Here is a 22,017-nt window from a genome sequence, read left to right on the forward strand (position 1 = left end):
CATACTGCAGCGATGCCGGGATCGGTGGGGGAAACCGCAAGTCACGTCGGATCAATCCGGGGTGTCACGATCAGGATGAGCACGGGCTCCTCTGCGGAGCGGCGAGTCGATCCCAACACCACCCGCTGACCGTCGCGGATCGTGACCGACGCTTCGAGAAGGGACCAGCGTGAAAACACGTCGGTGAGGGTCACCTTGGCACGGACAGTCCTCGCGGATCGGCGGGCACTGACCTCCGCCTGGATCGCCAAGGGTGTCTCGGAATCGTCAGCGAAGATTCTCTGGGACCCGGTGCCGCCAACGGTGACGTTTGAGGTCCGCGCCAGGCCGATGTTCAGTATCGAAGTCGACAGGAGCCGGTATCCCTGGAAGTTGAAGAGCTTCCTGAGTTCGGCCACGACATCGCTGATCTCGGGGTCGTCATCGGTGAAACCGTCCGCCTCGACCAAGTGAAAGATGAGCTGCACGTTCTGGACGGTCTCCGCGGCATCCTCGCGCTCCTGCGCGCTCGCGACGCCGGGATGGAGGCCGAAGGCCAACGGCATGATCAAGGCATATCGGATACTTCGTTTCACGTACTCGATCATCAGTCACTCTCCTCCGGGCTGAGCAGCCATACCACGGCGATGTCAGGGTCATTCGTGGGGAAGACCACGAACGGCCTGTCGGCCTCCACATCCATTTCACTCACCATGCTCCGTGGCGGGGGCGTGAGAGGGCCGCTGCCTTCTTCGATGACTCCGCCGGGCAACAGGATCAGGGCCGCCACGACCGCGGCCGCCGCGAGTGGCCCCACGGTCCACCTGCGCCAAGCAGGTCGCCGGTGCATGGGCGTGGCGTGCTCCTGCGGCACGGCGGGCAGGCTTTCGCTCAGCTGGTCCGCCAACGCCGACAGGACGGCGTGCATGTTCCGTTCGTCCCGGGCGATTCGCTCGGCGTCCTGTTCAGCCATCGTTCCCCCTGGTTTCCGTCTCCCCGGGCTGCGCCAACATCTCTTTCCGCATCCTGCGTCTGGCTCGAAGGAGGTGTACCCGCAGCGTGTTCGGGTTCATCTCCAACAGTTGAGCCGCCTCCGAGGGTTTCAGTCCCTGTAGCGCCACCAGATCGAAGACTTCCCGCTGCGCCGTGGGCAGCTCCATCAGAAGCGTCCGAATCAGTCGCAGCGTCCTCTTCATCTCGATCTCCTCCAGCGGATCCGCCAGTTGCGGCGTCCGGGCCTCGGCCAACCACTCCGCCTTCTCGGCCAGCCGTTGCTCCTGCCGCTTCGCTCGCTGGTGATCCAGGCTCGCGTTCCGCGTAATCCGGTAGACCCAACTCGTAACCCTGGCACGGCCATCGAAGCTCGCGATCGAGTTCAGCGTCTTCATCAGGACGAGCTGAGCGACATCCTCCGCGTCATCCGGATCGCCGGTCATGACCAGGGCCCACCGGCATACCAGTGGACGGAGAACGCCCGACAGCCTCTCGAGCGCCCCTCGCTCTCCCTGTCTGGCCCCTTCGACCAGCTCCAGGATCTCTCGGTCGGAGAGCATGGCGCTCTCGGCCCCTTCCCCCTCGGGTGGTTTCGAGAAGTGAGACGCGGGCAGCGGGCGGAGCGTTTACCTGGCGTGCCGTCGTGAGAACTCCGCCGCGATCAGGTAAGGTCGGATGGATCGATCTTGCGGCAAGACAGGAGAGGGCCCTGGAGCAGCGACCGGGTCATTTCGTCGTCATCCGCCGGTTTCGACCAGGTCGTAGAGGGCGACGGTCGGGACGCCCAGTTCGTCGCGCTGGCGCAGGAGCACCCAGTCCCGGCCCGCGTCGAGGACGACGCCGCTCGGGAGCGTAAGGCGGCGAAGCCAGGCGCCGTTTGCATCGAGGAGGTGCAGTTCCTCGCCCGGCGCGAGCCACGCGTGGGTCTTGACCCAGAAGGCACCCTCCGGCAGCGCAATCAGAGCTTCGTACGCGGGGAAGCGCTCCGGAAGCTGATCCCGGATGTCCGGCCAGACCTCCCGCTCGAAGTTCCGCCGGGCTTCGGCGTCGTCGTACTGCGCCAGCCAGCCTTCCCGATAGCTGTCGACGCGGTCGTTCGTCACCGTGAGGTCGGGGCCGGCCCAGCGGGCGACCCGGATGACCCGGCCCGTCCAGTCCAGATGCTCGAGTTCGTAGTCGTCGGCCGTCCCGTACCACACGCCGGCGCCTGCGGGCGCGAACACCATGTCGCGCCCCCACCAGCGCGGACCGCTGGCCCCCGCCTGGATGAAAAACCGTTCTGCGCCCGGGATCCCCGAGCGGAGGGTGACGACGCTATCGCCCTCGACGGACTCGAGGGCCGTGTGCCATCGGTAGAGGTCCCCCTCGGCCAGGTCTTCCTCGTAGCTCGCACCCATGTCGTCGGGCCACGGCGTGTACACCAGGCGGCCGTCAGGCGCACAGAGGGGGTCGTTGTAAGGGCGGACGCCGGCCGCAAGGAGCGAACGCGTCGCGAGTACGTTGCCATCGAGATCCAGTTCGGTGATGCGGCCCAGGCTCCAGTCAAAGACGGTGAGCGGCGCCTCGCGGCAGTTCCTGAGGAGCCGGAGCCCCTCGTACTCCCCCGGTCCCTCGCCCGACCGCCCGCTGGTCCACATGTGCCGCCCGTTCGCGTCGAATCTGCGGACGTTGCCGCTCTGTTCGTCCGCCACGACGATGCTTCCGTCCGCGAGGCGGACCGCGCCCGTCACGTTGCCGAAGATGTATTCGACCGGACCATCCACGATCCCGATCCGCACCAGCGGTTCGTCCGCCAGCCTCAGGTCGGGGTCACGGGGTGCCCGGCTCTCGACGATTTCCTGCCCGCTGGCGGGTGCGGCGATGAGGGCCGTGACAACGAACACGGCGTGCCTGCCGAGGGTGATCAACGGATCGTCTCCTTGCCTCGCGATGTGCACGGGAGGCGCCCGGAGATCGCCCGGAACTTCCTCCGTTCGCACCGGAGACACGACATCGTGCCGCAGAGTTGTCAGACGCGTGGATTCGACGCCTGGCCTCAGCCGCCTGGCCGGGGCTCGATACGCGAGCGGAACCAGTCGGCGATGGATTCCTCGTCCAGCTTGCCGGACGCAAGAGCCCACATCCTCTCCACGACTTCCTCTTCAGGCGCCACGAGGTCCAGGCCGTTGAGGCCGAGAAAGATGACCGCGGTGAGGAACGAGATACGCTTGTTCCCGTCGCGGAACGGGTGGCCGGAGCAGATTCCGAAGGTGTAGCAGGCGGCCAGACGCGACAGATCCGACTCCGGATCGTACGTCCATCTCTGCCGCGCCCGGGCCAGGGCCGCCTCGAGGGCGTCCTCGTCGCGAAGGCCGATCAGGCCGCCGTGTTCGCGCACCTGGTCGAGTTGGACCGCCTCAACGACGAGCCGGGGAACCCAACGCGGCTCCGGTCGCGTCACTTCGCGAGTTCTCTCAACGCCCTCCGGTACCGCTTCTGAGCCTCGACCGCGATGGCCAGCCCCTCATCTACCTCCGCATCGTAGGGGCTCAACAGGATCCCGTTCGCCGTCTCGACGGCGAGCACTTCATCGCCCGCCTCGAGGTGGAGGCGTTGGGCCATGTCCCGTGGGAGCGTGGCCCCTACGGACCCGCCCATGCGCCGCAGCTTCACGCTTCGAACCATGAATCCCCTCCAAGTAGCATCTCAATGCTACGCTAGTGGGGGGGCATCGTTCGCGCAATGCGAAGGTCGTATGATTGAGACGGACTACACTTTACCCATGGTACCGAGGTTCAGATGCGTTCCCTTCCCGTCGCCCTCGTCCTTCCCGCCGCGGTGCTCGCGATGCCACCGCAGGCGCCGCTCGCCGCGCAGCAGCGGCCGCTCACGTTCATGGACGTGCAGGAGATGAAGCGCGCCGGCTCGTGGACACCGAGCCCGGACGGGGCGTGGATGCTCTACACCGTCACGACCCCCGACTGGGAGGAAGCCGAGTCCCAGACCGACATCCACCTCGTGTCGCTGGACGAAGGCCTCTCGTCGAGTCGGCAACTCACCTACACGGAGGACAAGAACGAAACGAGCCCGACCTGGGGTCCGGACGGGTCGTTCTTCCTCTTCTCCTCCAACCGGGATGGGGACGAGAACCAGCTCTACATGATGCGGCACGACGGGGGCGAGGCCCGGAAGATCACGGACGCGGAGGAGGGCGTCTCGGGGTTCGCCTTCAGTCCGGACGGGCGCTGGCTCGTCTATCGCTCCGGAGAGTCGAACCAGGAGCAGCTCTACCGGCTGCCGGCCGATGACTTGGCGGGGGCCGAGCCGGAGCAGCTCACAGACGGGGAGGCCGGCGTCGACCAGTGGGACTTCTCACCCGACGGAAGCCGCGTCTACTTCGCGCGCCCCGACGCGTTCGATGAGGACGAGGAGAAGCGGCGCGAGGAGGGCTTCACGGTCGACGTCCGGAACGCGGTTACCCCTCTCTCGAGCCTGTGGAGCGTCGAGATCGAGACGGCGGCCGAGCGGCGCGAGACCGACAACTCCTCATACAGCGTGAACAGTTTCACCATCTCCGATGACGGGCGCTGGATCGGCATCACGGGCGGTTCGACGAAGCGTTACGAGCGCAACATCACGGGGCAGCGGCTGTACGCGGACCTCTATCTCATGGAAATGGCGACGGGCGATATCGAGCGCCTGACCGACAACTACGAGGTCGGCGAGGGCGGGCTCAGCTTCTCCCCCGATGGCCGCTGGATCGCCTTCTCGGCGCCGGACGAGATGGCGCGCTACTCCATGACCGACAACCGCGTGTACATCCGCGAGGTCGGCGATCGCGGGGGCGCCTTCCGGAAGCTGGGCGCGGACTTCGACCAGAGTTCGAGCGTCGGGTTCTGGTCGGAGGATTCGAACACGATCTACTTCAACGCCGGCGTGAAGGTGACGACGCAACTCCACGCCCTCGACGTGGAGACGGGCTCGGTGCGGCAGCTCACGGAGGAGCGGGCGGCGCTCTCGGTGTCCGAGGATGACGACACCGGCACAATCCTCATCAACTATAGCGACCCGAAGACCCCGCCCACCGTGTTCACCGCGGCGAGCGTGGACGACGTACCGGACCGCTCGGCGTGGACGCAACTCGTGGACGTGAACCCGCACGTGCGGGAGATCGCCCTCGGAGAGGAAACCGAGATCAACTGGCAGTCATCGGATGGGAAGATGGTCGGGGGGGTCCTCGTCTATCCCGTCGGCTACGAGGAGGGGACGCGCTATCCGCTCATCGTCACGATCCACGGGGGGCCGGCGTCGGCGGATGTCCTGCGCTTCAACGGCGGCTACAGCGCGCAGGTGTACGCGGGGGCGGGCTACGCCGTGCTCAAGCCCAACTACCGCGGCTCGCGCAACTACGGAAACGCGCACCGCACGGACATCGTGGGCGACTACTTCACGATGGGCTACGAGGACATCATGACGGGCGTGGACCACCTGATCGACGAGGGGATCGTGGACGGCGACCGCATGGGGGCGCTGGGCTGGAGCGCGGGCGGCCACTGGTCCAACTGGATCCTCACGCAGACGGACCGCTTCAAGGCGATCAGTTCGGGCGCGGGGACGATGAACTGGATCAGCATGTACGCGCAGAGCGACGTGCAGCGGAACCGGCAGTTCTACGTCGGCGACGGCTTCCTGTACGAGGACTTCGACACCTACTTCGACCAGTCCCCGCTCAAGTACATCACGAACGCGGTCACGCCGACCATGGTCCACGTGGTGGAGGGGGATCCGCGCGTGCCGAGCCCGCAGTCGGTCGAACTCCACATGGCGCTCAAGAAGCTCGGCGTGCCAACCGAACTGTTCATGTACCCGGGGCGCAGCCACGGCATCCCGGATCCGCGCAACCGGCTGGTCAAGGCGGTGAGCGAGATGGCGTGGATGGACTACTACGTGCGCGGGATCGGCGAGAACTTCCAGTGGCGGCAGGTGCTCGAGACGCTGGAAGCCGAGGAGGGCCCCATCGTGGTCTCGGAGCGCTAGCCTGAGGTCTCCCATGAAAAGGAGGGAATGCTGAGCCGCTTGATCTGGGCGGCGGTCCGGATTGCGACCGCCGTCGCCCTCGTCGTCGTGCCCTTCGGCTACGCGATCACCGGGGTCCACCAGGATGTGTGGATGGGAGTGGGCTGCGGGCTTGCCATCGGTCTGGGTGTCGGCCTCCGGGGAGGCGCGAAGGGGGGTCCTTGGACGGGCATCCTGATCGGTGCGATGGTCGGGATCGCCACCGCGCTGATTGCCGGCTTGATCCCCGGCAACGGGGTGGGAATTATCGTCCCGCCCGTCCTTGCCCTGGCGGTCGGCTTGATCGACGGGCTCCGCGGGTCATCCCTCTCCCGGTACCGGGACGTGAGCCGGGAGACATTCATCGTATCTGTCCTGCTCGCCGTGGGGCTCCTTCCACTCGTGGATGCACCGGCGGACTTGCGCTTCACCCTCGCCCCCCTCGCGTGCATGCCCTGGATCGCCCTGATCGCCGGCCTCCTCAGCCACCGTCGCGAGGGATGGCGTGACGCCCGTCCTCCCCGACTGCTGGTCCTCGGTGCGGTGGCAACGTTTGCCTTGTTGCTCTTCCTGATGGTGTCCGAAACGATTCGAGAGGTGCCGGGCGTTTCGGTCTTGCGAGTCATCAGTGAGCAGACGCTCAAGCTGGTGGGGGCTACGGCGGCCGCGTTCCTTGTGGGGCGTGCCGCCCTCACCTGGCTCCAGCCGCGGCTTCGCGTGTACGGCAACCTCACCGACTACCTGCGTGAAATGTGGGTTCCGATCGGCGGCTTTGCGGTCGGCTACCTGACGGTCATCGTCCTGTTCGCCGGGTTCTACGGCATGCTGGAGCGCTTCAGCCCGGGCGCGTTCGCCGACGCCGGCGCGGGAATCACCGACTGGCTGTCCTTCGCGTTCTTCACCGCCCTCGCCCAGGACTACGCGACCGTCGCCCCGGCTTCGGTCGGCGCCCGGGCCCTCGTCGGCGTCCACCTGATTCTGTCGGCGGGCTGGGTGGTCGTGTTGTTCGCGGCGGTGATGACTTCCATCGGGCCGAAGCTGGACCGGATCGCGCGGCGCCACGCGGAGGAGGAAGCGTGAGCCGTTTGATCTGGCTGGCGGTCCGGATTGCGGCGGTCGTCGCCCCCGTCGTCGTGACCTTCGGTTACGCGATCACCGGGGGACACACCGACGTCTGGATGGGCGCGGGGTGCGGGCTTGCCGTCGGCTTGGGCGTCGGCCTTCGCGGGGGATCGGGGAGTGGCCCGTGGACCGGCATTCTGATCGGCTCGATGGTCGGGGTCGTCACCGCGCTGTTGGCCGGCGCGCAGTATGTCGGTTGGGGAGTCATCATTCCGCCCCTTGTCCCCCTGGCGGTCGGCTTGATCGGCGGGCTCGACCGGTCGTCCCTCTCCGGGTATCGGGAGGTGAGTCGGGAGACGTTCATCCTGTCCGCCCTGCTGACCTTGGGGTTCATTCCCGCGCTCGTTGCGGGCGACGTCTCTCTGGCGCCGCTGGTGGCGGCGGTCCCGCTCCTGGGCATGCCCTTTACCGCGCTGCTCGTCGGCCTCCTCAGCCACCGCCGCGAGGGATGGCGCGACGCCCGGCCTCCATGGCTGCTGGTCCTCGGTGCGAGTGTGCTGCCTGCCTTGATTGGTGTCCTGTTTGGGTTCGGGGTGATACGGGAAGACATTGGGTTATCGGGCATCGCTTCGGTCTTGTGGATCGTTCTTATGATGACCGTCTCGCTCGTGGCGCTTCCGGCGGCCGGGTTTCTTCTGGGGCGCGCCGCCGCCACCTGGCTCCGTCCGCGGCTTCAGGTGTTGGGCCAGCTCGCCGAGTACCTGCGCATCATGTGGGTCCCCATCGGCGGGTTTGCGGTCGGCTACCTGACGATCATCCTCCTGTTCGCCGGGTTCTACGGAACGCTGGAGCGTTTTCGCCCGGGCGCCTTTGCCGACGCCGGCACGGGGATCACCGACTGGGTGTCCTTCGCGTTCTTCACCGCCCTTGCCCAGGACTACGCGGCCGTCGTCCCGGTCTCGGTCGGTGCCCGGTCGTTGGTCGGCGTGCACCTGATCCTCTCGGTGGGCTGGGCGCTGGTGTTGTTCGCGGCGGTGATGTCCTCCATCGAGCCGAAGCTGGACCGGATCGCGCGGCGACACGCGGACGAAGCGGACGACTGACCAACGTTGCTTCGCCTGTCGGTGTTTCAGGGCCGGCGGAAGCCGCCAAGCCTTGCTGTGTCGGTGCGTGGCGGGACAGTTTTTTGCGACGACACGGTTTTTCCCGGGAAATGAGATGAGAACTGAGATGAGCAAGCGGACCCCCTTGGCGATGTTCGCCGCCGGGCTTCTTCTGTCGATCGCGACTCCGGCGCTGGGCCAGGAGGCGATGCAGTCGGCGTACCACGACTACCGGCTCGTCCCCGTGGTGGAGGACCTCGTCCGCCCCTGGTCGATCGCGTTCCTCCCCAACGGCGAGATGCTGGTCACGGAGAAGGAGGGAAGGCTCCGGGTGGTCCGCGATGGTCTGCTCCTCCCCGAGCCCGTGACGGGTGTGCCCGAGGTCGTGTCGGCGGGACAGGGAGGGCTCCTCGACGTCGTGCCGCACCCCGAATTCGAGGCCAACCGCCTCCTCTACCTCAGCTTCTCGAAGCCGAACGAGACGGAGCGCGGGACCACGGCGGTCATCCGCGGGCGCTACGAGAACGGGGCCCTCACCGACATCGAGGAGATCTTCCTCGCGGTCTCCGAGGGGCGGGGGCACTACGGTTCGCGTCTCGTCTTCGACGGGCAGGGACACCTCTTCATCACGGTGGGAGAGCGCCAGGCGTCGACGCGCGGCGATCTCTACGCCCACCCGGCGCAGGATCCCTCCAACCACCACGGTACCGTCAACCGGGTGTACGAGGACGGCGGGATCCCGGAGGACAACCCCTTCGTCGGCGACCCGAACATCCGGCCGGAGATCTGGAGCTACGGGCACCGTAACCAGCAGGGGATGGTCATCAACCCGGAGACGGGCGACATCTGGGCCACGGAACACGGGCCGCAGGGCGGCGACGAACTCAACCTCGTCCAGCCGGGACTCAACTACGGCTGGCCGGTCGTGGGCTACGGAGTGAACTATGGCTCGGGGACCGCGATCCATGAGGGGACGCACAAGGAGGGGATGGAGCCTCCGGTCCACTTCTGGGTGCCGTCGATCGCGGTTTCCGGACTCCTCCTCTACACGGGCGACCGCTTTCCCCACTGGAAGGGAAACCTGTTCGCGGGCGGGATGGCCGGCGAGCAGCTTGCACGCCTGACGCTCGACGGGCAGGAGGTCATGCGCGAGGAGACGCTCGTCCAGGGTCTCGGTCGCATCCGCGATGTCCGGCAGGGTCCGGACGGGCTGATCTACATCGCCATCGATGGCCGGCGGGGCGAAGCGACCGCGATCCTGCGCATGGAGCCCGTCGAGACGCGCTAGGCGTCAGGCGGCTGCCGGTGCGCGGTAGCCGCTTCGCGACGGGGCTTCAGCCGGGGGCGACGGCCCGCCGGTAGGCTTCCGACAACGCCCGGGTGATTTCGCCCGGGCGTCCGCTCCCCACGGGCCGGCCATCCAGTTCGACGGTGGGGCGTACCTCCGTCGTCGTTCCGGTGAAGAAGATCTCCTCGGCTCCCCGGAGTTCGTCCACCGTGAAGGCGCGCTCCGGGGCGGGGATCCCCAACTCCTCGCACAGTTCGAGCGCGAAGGCGCGGGTCACGCCGTGCAGGATGTGGTTCGTAGCGGGAGCCGTCGTCACCTCGCCGCCGATGACCGCGAACACGTTGTTGTGCGTCCCCTCCAGCACCATCCCCTCGCGGATGAAGATCGCGTCCTCCACCTCGGCCTCCACCGCGGCCTGCTGCGCCAGGACGTTGGGGAGGAGTCCGGTGGTCTTGATGTCGGCGCGCGCCCAGCGCTGGTCGGGGACGGTGATGGCGGCGAAGCCCCGCTCCCAGCGAGCGGGCGTGGTGCGGACGAGTTCCTTCGCGAAGGCGTAGACCGTGGGCGGGACCGGCGCTCTCGGGAAGGCGTGCGTGCGCGGCGCGGCGCCCCGCGTCACCTGCATGTAATAGACGGAGAACTCCGCGTCGAGTAGGTCGTTTCGCGCCATGAGTTCATCGCCCACGTCGCCGAGCGGGGTCACGTCGGCCTCGATGCGGAGCGTGCGCAGACCCCAGGCGAGCCGCGCCAGGTGGCGCTCGATGAGGAAGCAGCAGCCGTTGTAGGCCGGCGCCGCCTCGTAGACGGCATCCGCGAACAGGAATCCGCGGTCCTCCACGGACACGACAGCCTCGCCGATGGGGAGGTAGTCCCCGTTCAAGTAGACGATGATGTGGGCACCGATGTGGGCAACGCCTCCGTGCGCGGGAATCGTCGACGCGTCGGCCCGGCGCCGACCGCCCGGCCCATTAGATGTCCGCACCGGACGCCGGGGGGCAAGGTCAGGCCGGATCTGGTTCGCGCTCTCCAGCCGGGTTAGGGTTCCAGCAGGGGCCCCGGCCCATTCTTTTCTTCCGCACTCGGAGGAGGACTGATGCAGTATTCCCGGCGCTTCAGCGGCGTTCGCGCCGTCGCGTGGCTTGCAGCCGCGGTCATCCTGCCCATGGCGGTGCTTTCGGCGCCGACGGTGGCGGCGCAGGAGGCGAAGACCCTCTCCTACGGCGAGCCGGAGGACGTGGGCATGTCGCGTGCGGTCCTCGAGGGAGCGCTCGGCCTGTACCACGAGGCGGTGGAACGCGGAGATCTCGTGGGGGCTGTCGTCCTCATCGCCCGGAAGGGCCGGATCGTCCTCCACGAAGCGGTCGGGATGCGCGACAAGGAGCGCGGCCTGCCCATGGAACGGAACACGCTGTTCCGCATGGCGTCGAACACCAAGCCGCTGGTCGCCACCGCGATCGCCCAGCTCGCGGAAGAAGGCGAACTCTCGTACGACGACCTCGTCCGCGAATACATGCCCGAGTGGGACAACTATCGGGCGGGCTTCATCACCATCGGCCACCTCCTGTCCCACAGCAGCGGGCTCCGGATCCCCACCCTCTTTCTGCAACCGCTGGGCGACGATCCGACCCTCCAGAGCGAATCGGCCCGCTTCGGCGCGATTGGAGCGGAGGTGACGCCGGGAGAGTCCTACGCCTACAACAACCCCGGCTACAACACGCTCGGGGCGCTGGTCGAGATCGCCTCCGGCCAACTGCTCGAGGATCGGTTGATGGCGAAGGTCTATGGACCGCTGGGGATGGAGGATTCCTACAACCACCGGGCCGAGCACCCTGTGGGCGGCAAGCTCGATCGCATGGGCGCCGTCTACTACCAGCGCGGGCCGGACGGGGATTGGGCTCCCGGCGGCACGCCCGGAGGACCCGTCGCCTTTCCGTTCGCGCGCGCGTCAGGCGGCATGATCTCGACGACCTGGGACTATGCGGTCTTCTCGCAGATGTTCCTCAACGGCGGCGTCTACGACGGCGCCCGAATCCTCGATCCGGAGTCCGTCGAGATGATGACCTCGCCGAAGATCCACATCGCCGGAGAGGGTGAGGACGCGAGCTACTACGCCTACGGCTGGCGGCTTGCGGACGGCACCTTCGGCCATGGCGGCTCAGACGGCACCAACGCGTGGCTCGATCCCGAGCGCGAGATCATCGGGCTCGTGTTCACTCAGACGCCGCGCGGGGACAATCCGCTTGAGCGCTTCCGCGAACTGGTGAACCTCTCGATCGACGGAAACTGACCGGCGGCGCTGCCCGCAGCCCGCTGGATGCTAGAGGTCGCGGTAGCCGACCTCGCCATGCTGGGTCAGGTCGAGACCCTCGAGTTCTTCGTGTTCCTCGACCCTCAGGCCGACCAGGAGATCGACGACCTTCAGGATCACCACACTGACGATGGCGGTGTAGACGACCGTGAATAGTCCGCCGAGGAACTGGACGCCCAGCTGCCGTGGCATGTCGAGGTTCGCCATCGATCCGCCGAACGTGGTGGAGGAGAACACCGCGAGCATGACGATGCCGACGAAACCGCCCACGCCGTGCACGCCCACGACATCCAGCGCGTCATCGTACCGGAACCTGTACTTCAGGGAGGTCGCCGCGACGTAGCCCAGCGTGCCCGCGACGAAGCCTATCGCTATGGCCCCGACCGGTCCCACCGTGCCGGCGGCGGGGGTGATGCCGGCCAGGCCCGCGATCGCTCCCGTCGCGAACCCGAGGGCGCTGGGCTTCCCCACCCTGAGCGTCTCGATCAACATCCACGTGAGCGCGGCCACGCAGGGCGAGATCTGGGTGACGACGACGGCCATCGCCGCCTGTCCGCCCGCGGCCAGGGCGCTGCCCCCGTTGAAACCGAACCAGCCCACCCAGAGCATCGCGGTGCCGATCAGCGTCAGCGTGAGGTTGTGCGGAGGCTCGATTGCATGGGGAAATCCCCGCCTCGCGCCGACCATGACCGCGGCCACGAGAGCGGCCGTACCCGCTGTGATGTGGACGACGGCACCGCCGGCGAAGTCGATGACCCCCAGGTCACCGAGGAAGGAGCCCTCTCCCGCCCAGACCATGTGCGCGATCGGCAGATAGCAGAAGCTGACCCAGAGGGCGGTGAAGAGGAGCATGGCCGAGAACTTCATCCTCTCGGCGAACGCCCCGATGATGAGGCCGGGCGTGATGATCGCGAACGTGAGCTGAAAGGCGAAGAAGAGCACCTCGGGGATCGTTCCCGTCACGCTGTCGGCGCTCACGCCTCTCAGGAACGCCTTGGAGAAGGTCCCCACGAAGGCGTGCAGGCCCGATTCGCCTGCGGCCATGCCGGTGGTGTCGAAGGCAAGACTGTAGCCGAACGCGGTCCATATCAGCGTGACGATCCCGGTGATCGCGAAACACTGGAGGAGCACCGACACGACATTCTTCCTGCGCACGAGGCCGCCATAGAAGAGGGCCAGCCCCGGGAGGGTCATGAACAGGATGAGCGCGGTGGACGTCAGCAGCCACGCGGTATCGCCGGAATCCGCCGTCTGTGCGGCGAGGGGTGCGGCGGCGACGAGAAGCAGCAGGCAGAAAGCGAGAAAGACGGAAAGCGGGAGCGACAGCGGACGGGCGACACTCAACATATTCCCTCCCCATGGGTCGAACCGTATCAGGTCACCTAATCGGGTCGGGGTACTATCCTACTCGCGGACTATCTCCCCCGGCTAGGGCGGAACTTTGTCGAACGGTTTTCACGCCGACGCCCGGCGGCGAAGCCATTCGACGGTGAGCAGGAGCGCGAGCGCGAATACGACCAGGAACGTGGCCACCGCGAGGATCGCGGGGCTGATCTGTTCACGGATCCCGGCCCACATCTGCCGCGGGATCGTCCGCTGCTCCAGCCCGCCCATGAAGAGCACGACGACCACCTCGTCGAAGGAGGTGGCAAAGGCGAACAGCGCGCCGGAGATCACTCCCGGCGCGATCAGCGGCAGCTGGACGGTTCGGAAGGTGTGGACGGGGCCGGCACCCAGGCTGGCGGCGGCGCGCGTGAGGTTGCGGTCGAAGGCCGACAGCGTCGCGACCACCGTGATGACGACGAAAGGCATTCCCAGGGTGGCGTGGGCCAGAATCAGCCCGAGGTGGGTCTGCCCGAGTCCGAGGTTGCTGTAGAAGAAGAACATCCCCGCGGCGGAGATGATCACCGGCGTGACCATGGGCGAGATCAGCAGCCCGGTGATGAAGCGGCGGCCCGGCATGGCGGGACTCGACAGCCCCAGCGCGGCGAGTGTCCCCAGCGCGGTCGCGAGCACGGTGGCGGAGATGCCGATGACGAGGCTGTTCGTCAGGCTGCGCGTCCACTGTTCGTTGCCGAGGACCTCCCGGTACCACCGCAGCGACCAGGCCTCCGGGTCCAGGCGCAGCATCCCTTCGGTGAAGGTGAAGTACGGCTCCGCGTTGAAGCTGAGGGGCACGATCACGATGATCGGCGCGATCAGAAAAACGAACACGAGGACGCAGAAGCCGAGGTAGGCGAAGCGGCCGAGCCGGGATTCCGTCACCGTCGTCTCAACCCAGGCTCATGCGCTCGACGCCGACGAGCCGGTCGTAGAGAAGGTACAGGACGAGGACGCCGGCCAGCATCACGGCCCCGAGTGCCGCCGCCAGCCCCCAGTTCAGCGACGTCTGCATGTGGTAGGCCACCATGTTCGAGATCAGCTGGCCGCTGCTCCCGCCCACGAGCGCCGGAGTGATGTAGTAGCCGATCGCCAGGATGAAGACGAGGAGAGAGCCCGCGCCCACCCCGGGCAGCGTCTGCGGCCAGTAGACGCGGCGAAAGGCCTGGCCCGGCGTGGCGCCCATGGAGGCTGCGGCGCTCATGTGGAGGGGCGGGATCGAGCGCATGACGGAGTAGAGCGGCAGGACCATGAAGGGCAGCAGCACATGGGTCATGGCCACGAGCGTCCCCGTCATGTTGTAGATCATCGACAGCCGCCCGTCGTCGCCGATCAGCCCCAGTGCCACGAGCAGGTCGTTGATGACACCCTGCGTTTGAAGGAGGACGATCCACGAGGTGGTGCGCACGAGTAGAGATGTCCAGAAGGGGACGAGGACAAGCGCGAGCAGGAGGTTGGCCCGGCGCGCAGGGGCGTGGGCGATCAGATGGGCGATCGGATAGCCGAGGGCCAGGCACAGGACGGTGATCGCCAGGCTCACGAGCAACGTGCGCCACAGGAGCGGCAGGTAGATTCGGCGCTCCTCCGGCTGTCGGGCGACGGAACCGTCGGGCAGCCGTTGCAGGTCGACGGCGTTGAGGTAGTGCCGGGCCGTGAAGCGCTCGCCCGTCGCGCGGATCGCGTGCCATGTCGCAGGCTCGACCCAGGCCGAGTCGATGCCGGCCATGACGTCGCGCCAGGGGCCCCCGGTAACGTCCCCAAGATCCCGTGCGGTCCGTGTGAACACGCTGCGGAGACCGCTCTCGACGCGGTTCACGCGGCCGGCGACCTGGCCCAGGGTACGGGCCTCGCGCGCCAGCCCGAGTTCCCGGGCGGCCGCGTCGTACACCGCCTCCGGAGGCAGTCCCTCCCCGTCCCAGGCGCGGAGCGCGGCGATCGTCTCCGGCAGGGCGTCGGCCACCACGGGATCGTAGACGCTCCTGAGCAGCATCGTCCCCAGCGGGGCGAGGAACGTGACGCCGGCGAAGACCAGCAGCGGCAGTACGAGTGCCAGGGCTCGCCATCGCTCGCGACCGCCCGGACCGGTCGCCAGAATCCGCCGGCGCGGCGGCGTGCCCTCGGGTGCGTTCACCTGGCTCCGCGGGTCAACCAGGCGCTGAAGCGCTCATTCAACTCGTCCTGGTTGTCCACCCACCAGGCCCAGTCGTTGCGCAGGGCACGCGCGATGTTCCGAGGGCTGGTGGGCAGGTGCGGAGCCATCTCCACGCCGGTCGCCAGGTGCGTCGTGACGAGCGGCTCTCCCGACCGGCGGGCCGGGCCGTACGAGATGCGACTCGCGATCTCGGCGAGGGATTGAGCCGATGTCGCGAAGCTCACGAACCGGAGGGCGTCCTCGAGTCGGGGCGTCCCCGCCACGATGCTCAGCTGGCCATAGTCGAGCAACTGGCCGTCCCAGACGATCACGAACGGCTGGTCCTCCAGGACCTGTGCGTTGAAGATGCGGCCGTTGTAAGCCGTGCTCATCCCGACCTCCCCGTCCGCCAGCATCTGGGGCGGCTGCGCGCCCGCCTCCCACCAGATCACTTCGTCCTTGATCGAGTCCAGCTTGTCGAAGGCCCTGTCCAGCCCTTCCGGCGTGTCCAGGGTGGCGTACACCTCCTCCAGCGGCACGCCGTCCCCGATGAGCGCGAACTCGAGGTTGACCTGCGGTACACGGCGCATGCCGCGGCGTCCGGGGAACTTCTCCAGGTCGAAGAAGTCGACCATGGTCGTGGGCTTCTCATCCGGGAAGAGGTCGGCGTTGTACGCGTACACCGTGGAATAGAACAACATCCCGGCCCCGCACTCCCCCTGCATCTCGGGATAGAAGTCCTCTCGGGCGGGAGTCCCATCGGGGGCGGGCGGCAGCCTGTCGATGTCGATCGGCTCCAGCAGGCCCTCGTCACAGCCGCGCATCGCGTCGGCCATCTCGAGGTCGACGACGTCCCAGTAGACGCTGCCGACATCGACCTGGGCCCTTATCTGCGCCAGGCCGCCGTTGTAGTCCTCCATGCCGACGTTGATTCCCGTCTCCTCGGCGAACGGGACCTGGATCCCGTCCCGGTATGCCCGACCGTAGGAACCGCCCCACGAGACGGTCGTGATCGACGGTCCCTCGGGCGCCTGGGTGGGCCCGCGGGCGAGGATCAGGACGAGCGCCGCCGCCCCGATAGCGGCGAGTACGGCGTCGCGCACCCAGTGGATCGGGCGTCTCTTCCTCATGCGTGGTTCTCCTCTTCCCCTTCGTAGTCCAGGGCGCGGCAGTCGTTGACGGTCCAGCCGATCCGGAGGGTGTCGCCCGCCATCATCGCTCCGTGGCCCACGATGTTGGGAATCTTCGCCACGACATCGCGGCGTCCGCACGTCGCCAGCCGGAGGCGCAGGTGGTCGCCGAGAAAGGTGATGTCTTCGACCGCGGCGTCGACCTCGTTGTGGTACAGACCCTCGCGGGGCCTGATCGCGATCCGCTCCGGGCGGATCGAGAGCGTGACCATGTCTCCCGACTCGCAGGGAGCGACCCGGAAGGCCCGGATTCGTTCGCCGCCGGCGTCCACCTCGCAGAGGTCGTCCTCGACGCGGATCACACGGCCGTGGAGCCGGTTGTTTTCGCCGATGAAGCGGGCGACGAAGGCGCGCTCGGGCTCCTCGTAGAGCCCTTCGGGCCCGGCGATCTGCTCTATCTTCCCCCGGTTCAGGACGGCGATCCGGTCCGACATCACCATCGCCTCCTGCTGGTCGTGGGTCACGTACACGACGGTCACGCCCAGCCGCTGGTGGATGGAGCGGATCTCGTACTGCATCTCCTCGCGCAGGCTGCGGTCGAGGGCGCCGAGCGGTTCGTCCATCAGCACAAGATCGGGTTCGAACACGAGGGCGCGGGCGATCGCCACCCGCTGCTGCTGTCCGCCGGAGAGCTGTCCGGGGCGCCGGTCCTCCAGCCCGGAGAGGCGGACGAGGTCCAGGACGCGCACCACCCGTTCGCTGCGCTCCTCCGCGGGGAGGCCGCGCACGTCGAGGGGGAACGCGAGGTTCTCGCCCACCGTCATGTGCGGGAAGAGGGCATAGTTCTGGAAGACCATCCCGATCCCGCGCTTTCGGGGCGGAAGGTCCTGGACGGAGCGGCCTCCGATACGGATCGCGCCGGACGTCGGCGTCTGGAACCCGGCGAGCATCATCAGGATCGTCGTCTTCCCCGATCCGGACGGACCGAGGAGGGTCACGAACTCGCCCTGCCCGATTCCGAGGTTCAGATCCTCCACCACGAGCGTGCGCCCGTCGTAGCTCTTGCTCACGCCATTGAACTCGACGTGTGTGGCGTGGCGGGCGCCCTCGGCGCCGTTCGAACCCGCTGTCATCTGGCGATCTCGCCTTTCGAGCCGGAATATTGAGGGGTGGTCAAGTCCGTTTTCGGGGTTGCCAACTTGGAGCCGCCGACAGCAAACCGCGAGTGCGCCCGCCGTGCGCAGGAGGAAGAGATGGCGAACAGGAAAGCGACGATCGGGCGGATGACGTGGGCCGCGTGTCTCATGGTTCCCGTGGCGCTGCTAGCGATTGCCAGCGGCGAAGAACCGGACCGGGAACGGGCTGCCCCCCCCGTGGCGGCCCTGGATGCCGCTTCAGCCGCCCAGGCGTTCATGGCCACGCTCGATGCGGCGGCGCGGGAGAAGGCCCTCTATCCGCTGGCGGATGAAGAACGCTTCGACTGGCATTTCATCCCCCGGGAACGGAACGGCCTGCCGCTGGCGGGCATGACGGTGGAACAGCGCGCCGCCGCGCACGATCTCCTCCAGTCGGCGCTGAGCAGCCAGGGCTATCACAAGGCCAACGCGATCATCGAACTGGAGCGGGTCCTGGGCGTCCTGGAGGGTCGGCCCGAACGTCGCGACCCGGAGAACTACTACGTCACCATCTTCGGTGAACCGTCCGCCGGGGGTGCCTGGGCGTGGCGTTTCGAAGGACACCACCTGTCGCTCAACTTCTCCTCGCCATCGGATCTCCTCACCGTGACGGGACCTGCCTTCATGGGCGCGAACCCGGCGCGCGTCCCGTCGGGACCCAAAGCCGGCTGGCGACCGCTGGGGCGGGAGGAGGACCTGGCCCGGGCGCTCCTCCTCAGCCTCTCCGCGGACCAGCGCGCGCGGGCGATGATCGACGCCGAGGCGCCGAGCGACATCCTCACCGGCAACGACCGCGAGGCGCGGCTGGACAGCTTCGAGGGCCTGCCCGCCGACGCGATGGACGAGGCGCAGCGCGCGATCCTCTTCGACATCGTGCACGAGTACGTCGGAAACATGACGAACGACTTCGACTGGATGGTGAGGGTCCGGACCGAGATCCCGGCGAGCAACATCCATTTCGCCTGGGCGGGGTCCCCGGAGCCGGAAGAAGGGCACTACTTCCGCGTCCACAGCCCCGTCTTCCTCATCGAGTACGACAACACGCAGAACAACGCGAACCACGTGCACTCGGTGTGGCGGGACCTGGAGAACGACTTCGGGGGTGACGCCCTCGTGCGCCACTACGAGGAGTCCGACCACCACTGACCACTGCCAGTGTTAGCGGCCGACGATCCTCAGGAAGCGGGGATCGTCGCGCACACCCTCGAAGGCGTCGTCCCGCGGGAGGGTGCGCCGGCGGCCCGGGTTGAGTTCCACCGCCCGCTCAAGGGCCTCGAAGGCGTCGTCCTCGCGTCCCAACTCGAGCAGCATGGAGGCCAGCGAGACCCAGACGTTGTCGTTCCCGGGCGACGTCCGGGACGCCTCCCGGGCGCGGGCCTCGGCGCCCTCGAGGTCGCCGTCGCGCCGCATCTGGCCCGCTTCGCGCAGCATCTGACCTGACCGGTACACGTTCAGCACGCGGCGCATCTCGACGAGCGGTTCGTCGTGGTCGTCGACGCGGATGTCGACCACGCGGTCGCTATAGCCGCCGTTGACGCGGGGGGCCACGACGAGGATCGCGCCGGACTGCATGCCGCGGACGTCGCCACCCGCCGCCTGGGCCGCGTCGAGCGCATCCATGAGCCGCTCGGCCAGCGTCCCGGTCGAGGATTCGAACGACGCGGCCATCGCAGCCACGACCTCGGGGCCGGTGAGGATGTTCCCCTGCGCGCAGTAGTTCACGCCGCACCGGTGGCCCTTCCAGTCGCTCGCGCCGGTGCCGGTCCAGGCCGCCGTACGCCCCTCCTGGTCGAGGATCGAGACCTGCCGGCGATCCCGCCCCTCGTCGCTCGCCACCATGATCTCGAGCGCCTCTTCGGGCGAGTAGCCGGCCTGCAGGAGTTCAATGCCGATGGCGCCGTACATCGGGTTCGCGGCCGCCTGGTGGGCGATGATGACGAGCCCGCCCTTCGCGTGCATGGCCCGGTTCCCGGCTCCGAACGCCTTGGACTGGACGCCCATGCCGAGGTGGCCCGTGTCCGGGTCGCGTCCGATGATCGAGAATGTCCCGAGGTAGTTCGGATCGTGGATCCCCGCCGAATTCGCCTCCTGGCAAAGCGCGAACCCGGGCGTCACGATCAGGGTGGCCAGCGCGACAAGTACGCGTCTCATGGCTTCATCGGCTTTCGTCGGTCATTTGTTGGCTCCCCCCCACACCCGCCCCTCCGGAAGCCGGGACCATGCGGGGTTCGGCGAGCGGCCCCGAGGCGACCCACGCGCCGCCCAGCGCCCTGTGCACGGCGAGGCGTGTCAGCGCGAGATCGCGACCCGCCGCCGCGAGCGCGGCCTCCACGTTCAGGAGCGTGCGCAGCGCGTCCAGGTAGTCCGTGTAACCCACGACCCCGGACTCATACCGCTGGGACTGGAGATCCAGCGACGCCTGAGCTTCCTCGCGCTGAGAGAGGAAGAAGACGTGGCGCCGGTCCTCGTTCTCCAGGCCGGCGAGGGCGGCCTCGACCTCGTTCACGGCCGTCACCACGGTGCGCCCGTAGATCGCCGCGGCCTGATTGAAGCGGCCCTGGGCGAGCGCGACGTTGTTCCTCAGGCGGCCTCCCTGGAAGATCGGCCCGAAGAGGTTCGCGGCGAGGTTGGTGAACCACTTCTGCACGTCGAACAGGTCCGAGCTCTCCGCGCTCGCGAGGCCGATCGACCCCGACAGGGAGAGGGACGGCAGCAGTTCGGCGCGGCGGGCGCCCACGCTGTAGCGCGCCGCATCCAGCCTTTGCCCCGCGGCTCTGACGTCGGGCCGCTGGTACAGGAGGTCGGCCGGGATCCCGGCCGGCACGGGGGTCGCCGCCTGCGCGGGCGAGAGAGAATCGGGCAGAATCTCCTCCAGGTCCGCCCGGTAGCCGCCCAGCAGCACGGCGAGGCGCCCCTCGGCGCTGGTCAGCCGTGTCTCCAGCTGCGGGAGCCCGGCCTGGGTATTCCTGAGGTCCTGACGCACCTGGTAGAGGATGTAGGAGTCGATCAGGCCGCGGTCGTAACGGGTCGAGGCCAGCGCCTCGCGCTCCAGCAGGACGTCCACGGTCTCCCGGGCGAGCGCCGTCTGCCGCCGGAGGCTGACGATGTCGAAGTACGTCGTGATCGTCTCCGCCAGGATCCCGATGCGCGCCGACTGGAAGTCCGATTCCGAGGCGAGGTACTCGGCCCCCGCCGCGCGCGCGTCGTTCCGGGCCCGCCCCCAGAAGTCGAGTTCGTACGCCAGGTCCGCGCTCACCGAGTAGGTCGTCACCTCCAGGCGCTCCGGCAGCACGAAGCCGGCGATCGTGTCTCCCGCTTCGCCACCCAGCCCGAGGGCCTGGATCTGGGCGCCGATGCCCGCGTCGGTCGGTATGTCCAGGTCCTGGACGGACCCGCTGACGCCGACGCTGGGAAAGAAGGCGGCCCTCGCCATGCGCGCCCTGGCCCTGGCCTGCTGCACCCGCGCGACGGCCTCGGCCAAGTCGAAGTTGGAGGAGAGCACGGAGTCGACGACCGCGTCGAGGACCGGATCGCGGAAGGCACGCCACCATTCGAGCGGCTCGTACTCCCCCGTGGCCAGCCTCACGGCGAAGTCCCCGGGCATTTCCGCCACCGGCCCGGGGAGCGATGGCGGGGGCGCGAGCGAGCACGCCGATGCGAACAGGAGCGGGACGATCCGCAGGGCTCTCATACGGTAGAGCTTACGGCGCGATGCTGAAGCCGAACACCAGGTGCGCACGGTCCTGGTCCGGATTCAGGATGTAGGCGACGCTCACGGGCACCTCGAAGGAATCGGTGATCTGCAGAGCCTTGCTCGCCGTGACGCCCACGTTGACGAGAGCCGCGCCCTCCGTGCCGTAGAAGTCGCTCTCGCCACCCACGAAACCCATATGGAGCGCCACATCGACGGAACTGACGGCAAATGGGACCCCCGCCTCGACATACAGATCGCCTCCCCCGGTGAGCATCCCGCCGAAGAGGGTCACGGGGAACGTCTCCGGGCCCGAGAAGGCGAGCGACGCCTCGAGCGTATGGGCGTCTCCGGCACCGAACCCGGTTTCCGCGTCGGGCGACGGGAAGTAGTAGTCGGTGAACCCGAAAGACACGGACAGGCCGGACGAGGCCGCCACGGTGTACGTGGCCCAGAGGTCGTTCTCGTTGGCGGAGGCGCCCGAGGCGGAGATGGAGTACGAGCCCCACGCCCCGAATTCGAGCCCCCCGGCGCCGAAGGTGATCGCCGGCTGCACGGCCATGGATTCCCCGAAGTCGGCGCCGCGCCAGACGTAGCGGCTGACCACGTCGGCGCCGACCGAGACGGACTGTCCCCAGGCCGGCGAGGCGAAGGCAAGGAGTGCGACGAAGGCGGCGGGGAACCGAAGACGCCGGATCGGACCACGGTGCAAGCGGGTTGCGGACACGTTTTCCTCCTCTGTG

21 protein-coding genes are annotated in these 22,017 nt (G+C 68.0%); 6 read left to right on the plus strand and 15 right to left on the minus strand.

Annotated features, from left to right (window positions below; genetic code table 11):
- Positions 1-41 precede the first annotated feature (41 nt).
- The 6 genes from ACOOHF_RS02565 to ACOOHF_RS02590 form a co-directional block, all read right to left on the minus strand.
- On the minus strand, positions 42-551 hold the full coding sequence (locus tag ACOOHF_RS02565) for a hypothetical protein (RefSeq protein ID WP_420463248.1): 510 nt from the start codon (positions 549-551) through the stop codon (positions 42-44).
- Between the two features lie 35 nt (positions 552-586).
- Positions 587-952, minus strand: coding sequence for a hypothetical protein (locus ACOOHF_RS02570; protein WP_419936290.1), 366 nt, complete (start codon positions 950-952; stop codon positions 587-589).
- Entirely contained in the window at positions 945-1,532 is a 588-nt protein-coding gene (locus ACOOHF_RS02575; protein WP_420463249.1) for an RNA polymerase sigma factor, read from the minus strand. The genes ACOOHF_RS02570 and ACOOHF_RS02575 overlap by 8 nt, the downstream gene beginning before the upstream one ends.
- Before the next feature lie 177 nt (positions 1,533-1,709).
- Entirely contained in the window at positions 1,710-2,879 is a 1,170-nt protein-coding gene (locus tag ACOOHF_RS02580; RefSeq protein ID WP_420463250.1) for a hypothetical protein, read from the minus strand.
- 128 nt (positions 2,880-3,007) lie between these two features.
- A complete protein-coding gene (locus tag ACOOHF_RS02585; protein WP_420463251.1) occupies positions 3,008-3,412 on the minus strand; it encodes a type II toxin-antitoxin system death-on-curing family toxin in 405 nt (134 codons plus the stop codon).
- Positions 3,409-3,636 (minus strand): AbrB/MazE/SpoVT family DNA-binding domain-containing protein, encoded by a 228-nt coding sequence (locus ACOOHF_RS02590; RefSeq protein WP_420463252.1) that lies wholly within the window; start codon positions 3,634-3,636, stop codon positions 3,409-3,411. Before ACOOHF_RS02590 ends, ACOOHF_RS02585 begins: the two co-directional genes overlap by 4 nt.
- 114 nt (positions 3,637-3,750) lie before the next feature.
- Between ACOOHF_RS02590 and ACOOHF_RS02595 the strand changes: the two genes are divergently transcribed.
- The 4 genes from ACOOHF_RS02595 (at position 3,751) to ACOOHF_RS02610 (ending at position 9,459) form a co-directional block, all read left to right on the plus strand.
- Entirely contained in the window at positions 3,751-5,988 is a 2,238-nt protein-coding gene (locus ACOOHF_RS02595; protein ID WP_420463253.1) for a S9 family peptidase, read from the plus strand.
- Positions 5,989-6,015: 27 nt separating this feature from the next.
- Positions 6,016-7,086: a hypothetical protein gene (locus tag ACOOHF_RS02600; protein ID WP_420463254.1), complete on the plus strand. Its 1,071-nt coding sequence runs from the start codon at positions 6,016-6,018 to the stop codon at positions 7,084-7,086.
- Complete coding sequence (locus ACOOHF_RS02605; protein ID WP_420463255.1) at positions 7,083-8,171, plus strand: hypothetical protein; 1,089 nt, start codon at positions 7,083-7,085, stop codon at positions 8,169-8,171. Before ACOOHF_RS02600 ends, ACOOHF_RS02605 begins: the two co-directional genes overlap by 4 nt.
- Positions 8,172-8,286: 115 nt before the next feature.
- Positions 8,287-9,459: a PQQ-dependent sugar dehydrogenase gene (locus ACOOHF_RS02610; RefSeq protein ID WP_420463256.1), complete on the plus strand. Its 1,173-nt coding sequence runs from the start codon at positions 8,287-8,289 to the stop codon at positions 9,457-9,459.
- Between the two features lie 46 nt (positions 9,460-9,505).
- Here ACOOHF_RS02610 and ACOOHF_RS02615 read toward each other — a convergent pair whose 3' ends face one another.
- Complete coding sequence (locus ACOOHF_RS02615) at positions 9,506-10,441, minus strand: aminotransferase class IV (protein WP_420463257.1); 936 nt, start codon at positions 10,439-10,441, stop codon at positions 9,506-9,508.
- A gap of 111 nt (positions 10,442-10,552) precedes the next feature.
- Here ACOOHF_RS02615 and ACOOHF_RS02620 point away from each other — a divergent pair, with 111 nt between their 5' ends.
- Entirely contained in the window at positions 10,553-11,746 is a 1,194-nt protein-coding gene (locus tag ACOOHF_RS02620) for a serine hydrolase domain-containing protein (RefSeq protein WP_420463258.1), read from the plus strand.
- Positions 11,747-11,776: 30 nt separating this feature from the next.
- On the opposite strand, the gene ACOOHF_RS02625 is transcribed toward ACOOHF_RS02620, so the two are convergent.
- The 5 genes from ACOOHF_RS02625 to ACOOHF_RS02645 form a co-directional block, all read right to left on the minus strand.
- Positions 11,777-13,114, minus strand: a complete 1,338-nt coding sequence (locus tag ACOOHF_RS02625) for an ammonium transporter (protein WP_420463259.1) — start codon at positions 13,112-13,114, stop codon at positions 11,777-11,779.
- Positions 13,115-13,222: 108 nt separating this feature from the next.
- Complete coding sequence (locus tag ACOOHF_RS02630) at positions 13,223-14,032, minus strand: ABC transporter permease (RefSeq protein ID WP_420463260.1); 810 nt, start codon at positions 14,030-14,032, stop codon at positions 13,223-13,225.
- 7 nt (positions 14,033-14,039) lie between these two features.
- Positions 14,040-15,278, minus strand: coding sequence for an ABC transporter permease (locus tag ACOOHF_RS02635; RefSeq protein WP_420463261.1), 1,239 nt, complete (start codon positions 15,276-15,278; stop codon positions 14,040-14,042).
- On the minus strand, positions 15,275-16,408 hold the full coding sequence (locus ACOOHF_RS02640; protein ID WP_420463262.1) for an ABC transporter substrate-binding protein: 1,134 nt from the start codon (positions 16,406-16,408) through the stop codon (positions 15,275-15,277). Before ACOOHF_RS02640 ends, ACOOHF_RS02635 begins: the two co-directional genes overlap by 4 nt.
- On the minus strand, positions 16,405-17,541 hold the full coding sequence (locus tag ACOOHF_RS02645; RefSeq protein ID WP_420463263.1) for an ABC transporter ATP-binding protein: 1,137 nt from the start codon (positions 17,539-17,541) through the stop codon (positions 16,405-16,407). The genes ACOOHF_RS02640 and ACOOHF_RS02645 overlap by 4 nt, the downstream gene beginning before the upstream one ends.
- A gap of 120 nt (positions 17,542-17,661) precedes the next feature.
- On the opposite strand from ACOOHF_RS02645, the gene ACOOHF_RS02650 reads away from it, so the two are divergent.
- Positions 17,662-18,729, plus strand: coding sequence for a DUF3500 domain-containing protein (locus ACOOHF_RS02650; protein ID WP_420463264.1), 1,068 nt, complete (start codon positions 17,662-17,664; stop codon positions 18,727-18,729).
- A 12-nt stretch (positions 18,730-18,741) separates the two neighbouring features.
- On the opposite strand, the gene ACOOHF_RS02655 is transcribed toward ACOOHF_RS02650, so the two are convergent.
- The 3 genes from ACOOHF_RS02655 to ACOOHF_RS02665 are packed head-to-tail and all read right to left on the minus strand — an operon-like array spanning position 18,742 to position 22,001.
- Entirely contained in the window at positions 18,742-19,734 is a 993-nt protein-coding gene (locus ACOOHF_RS02655; RefSeq protein WP_420463265.1) for a DUF1028 domain-containing protein, read from the minus strand.
- Between the two features lie 4 nt (positions 19,735-19,738).
- On the minus strand, positions 19,739-21,274 hold the full coding sequence (locus tag ACOOHF_RS02660) for an efflux transporter outer membrane subunit (RefSeq protein ID WP_420463266.1): 1,536 nt from the start codon (positions 21,272-21,274) through the stop codon (positions 19,739-19,741).
- Between the two features lie 10 nt (positions 21,275-21,284).
- Entirely contained in the window at positions 21,285-22,001 is a 717-nt protein-coding gene (locus tag ACOOHF_RS02665; protein WP_420463267.1) for a TorF family putative porin, read from the minus strand.
- Positions 22,002-22,017 lie beyond the last annotated feature (16 nt).

Origin of the sequence: Candidatus Palauibacter sp. (genome assembly GCF_965216145.1) — a bacterium.
Taxonomy (GTDB): domain Bacteria; phylum Gemmatimonadota; class Gemmatimonadetes; order Palauibacterales; family Palauibacteraceae; genus Palauibacter.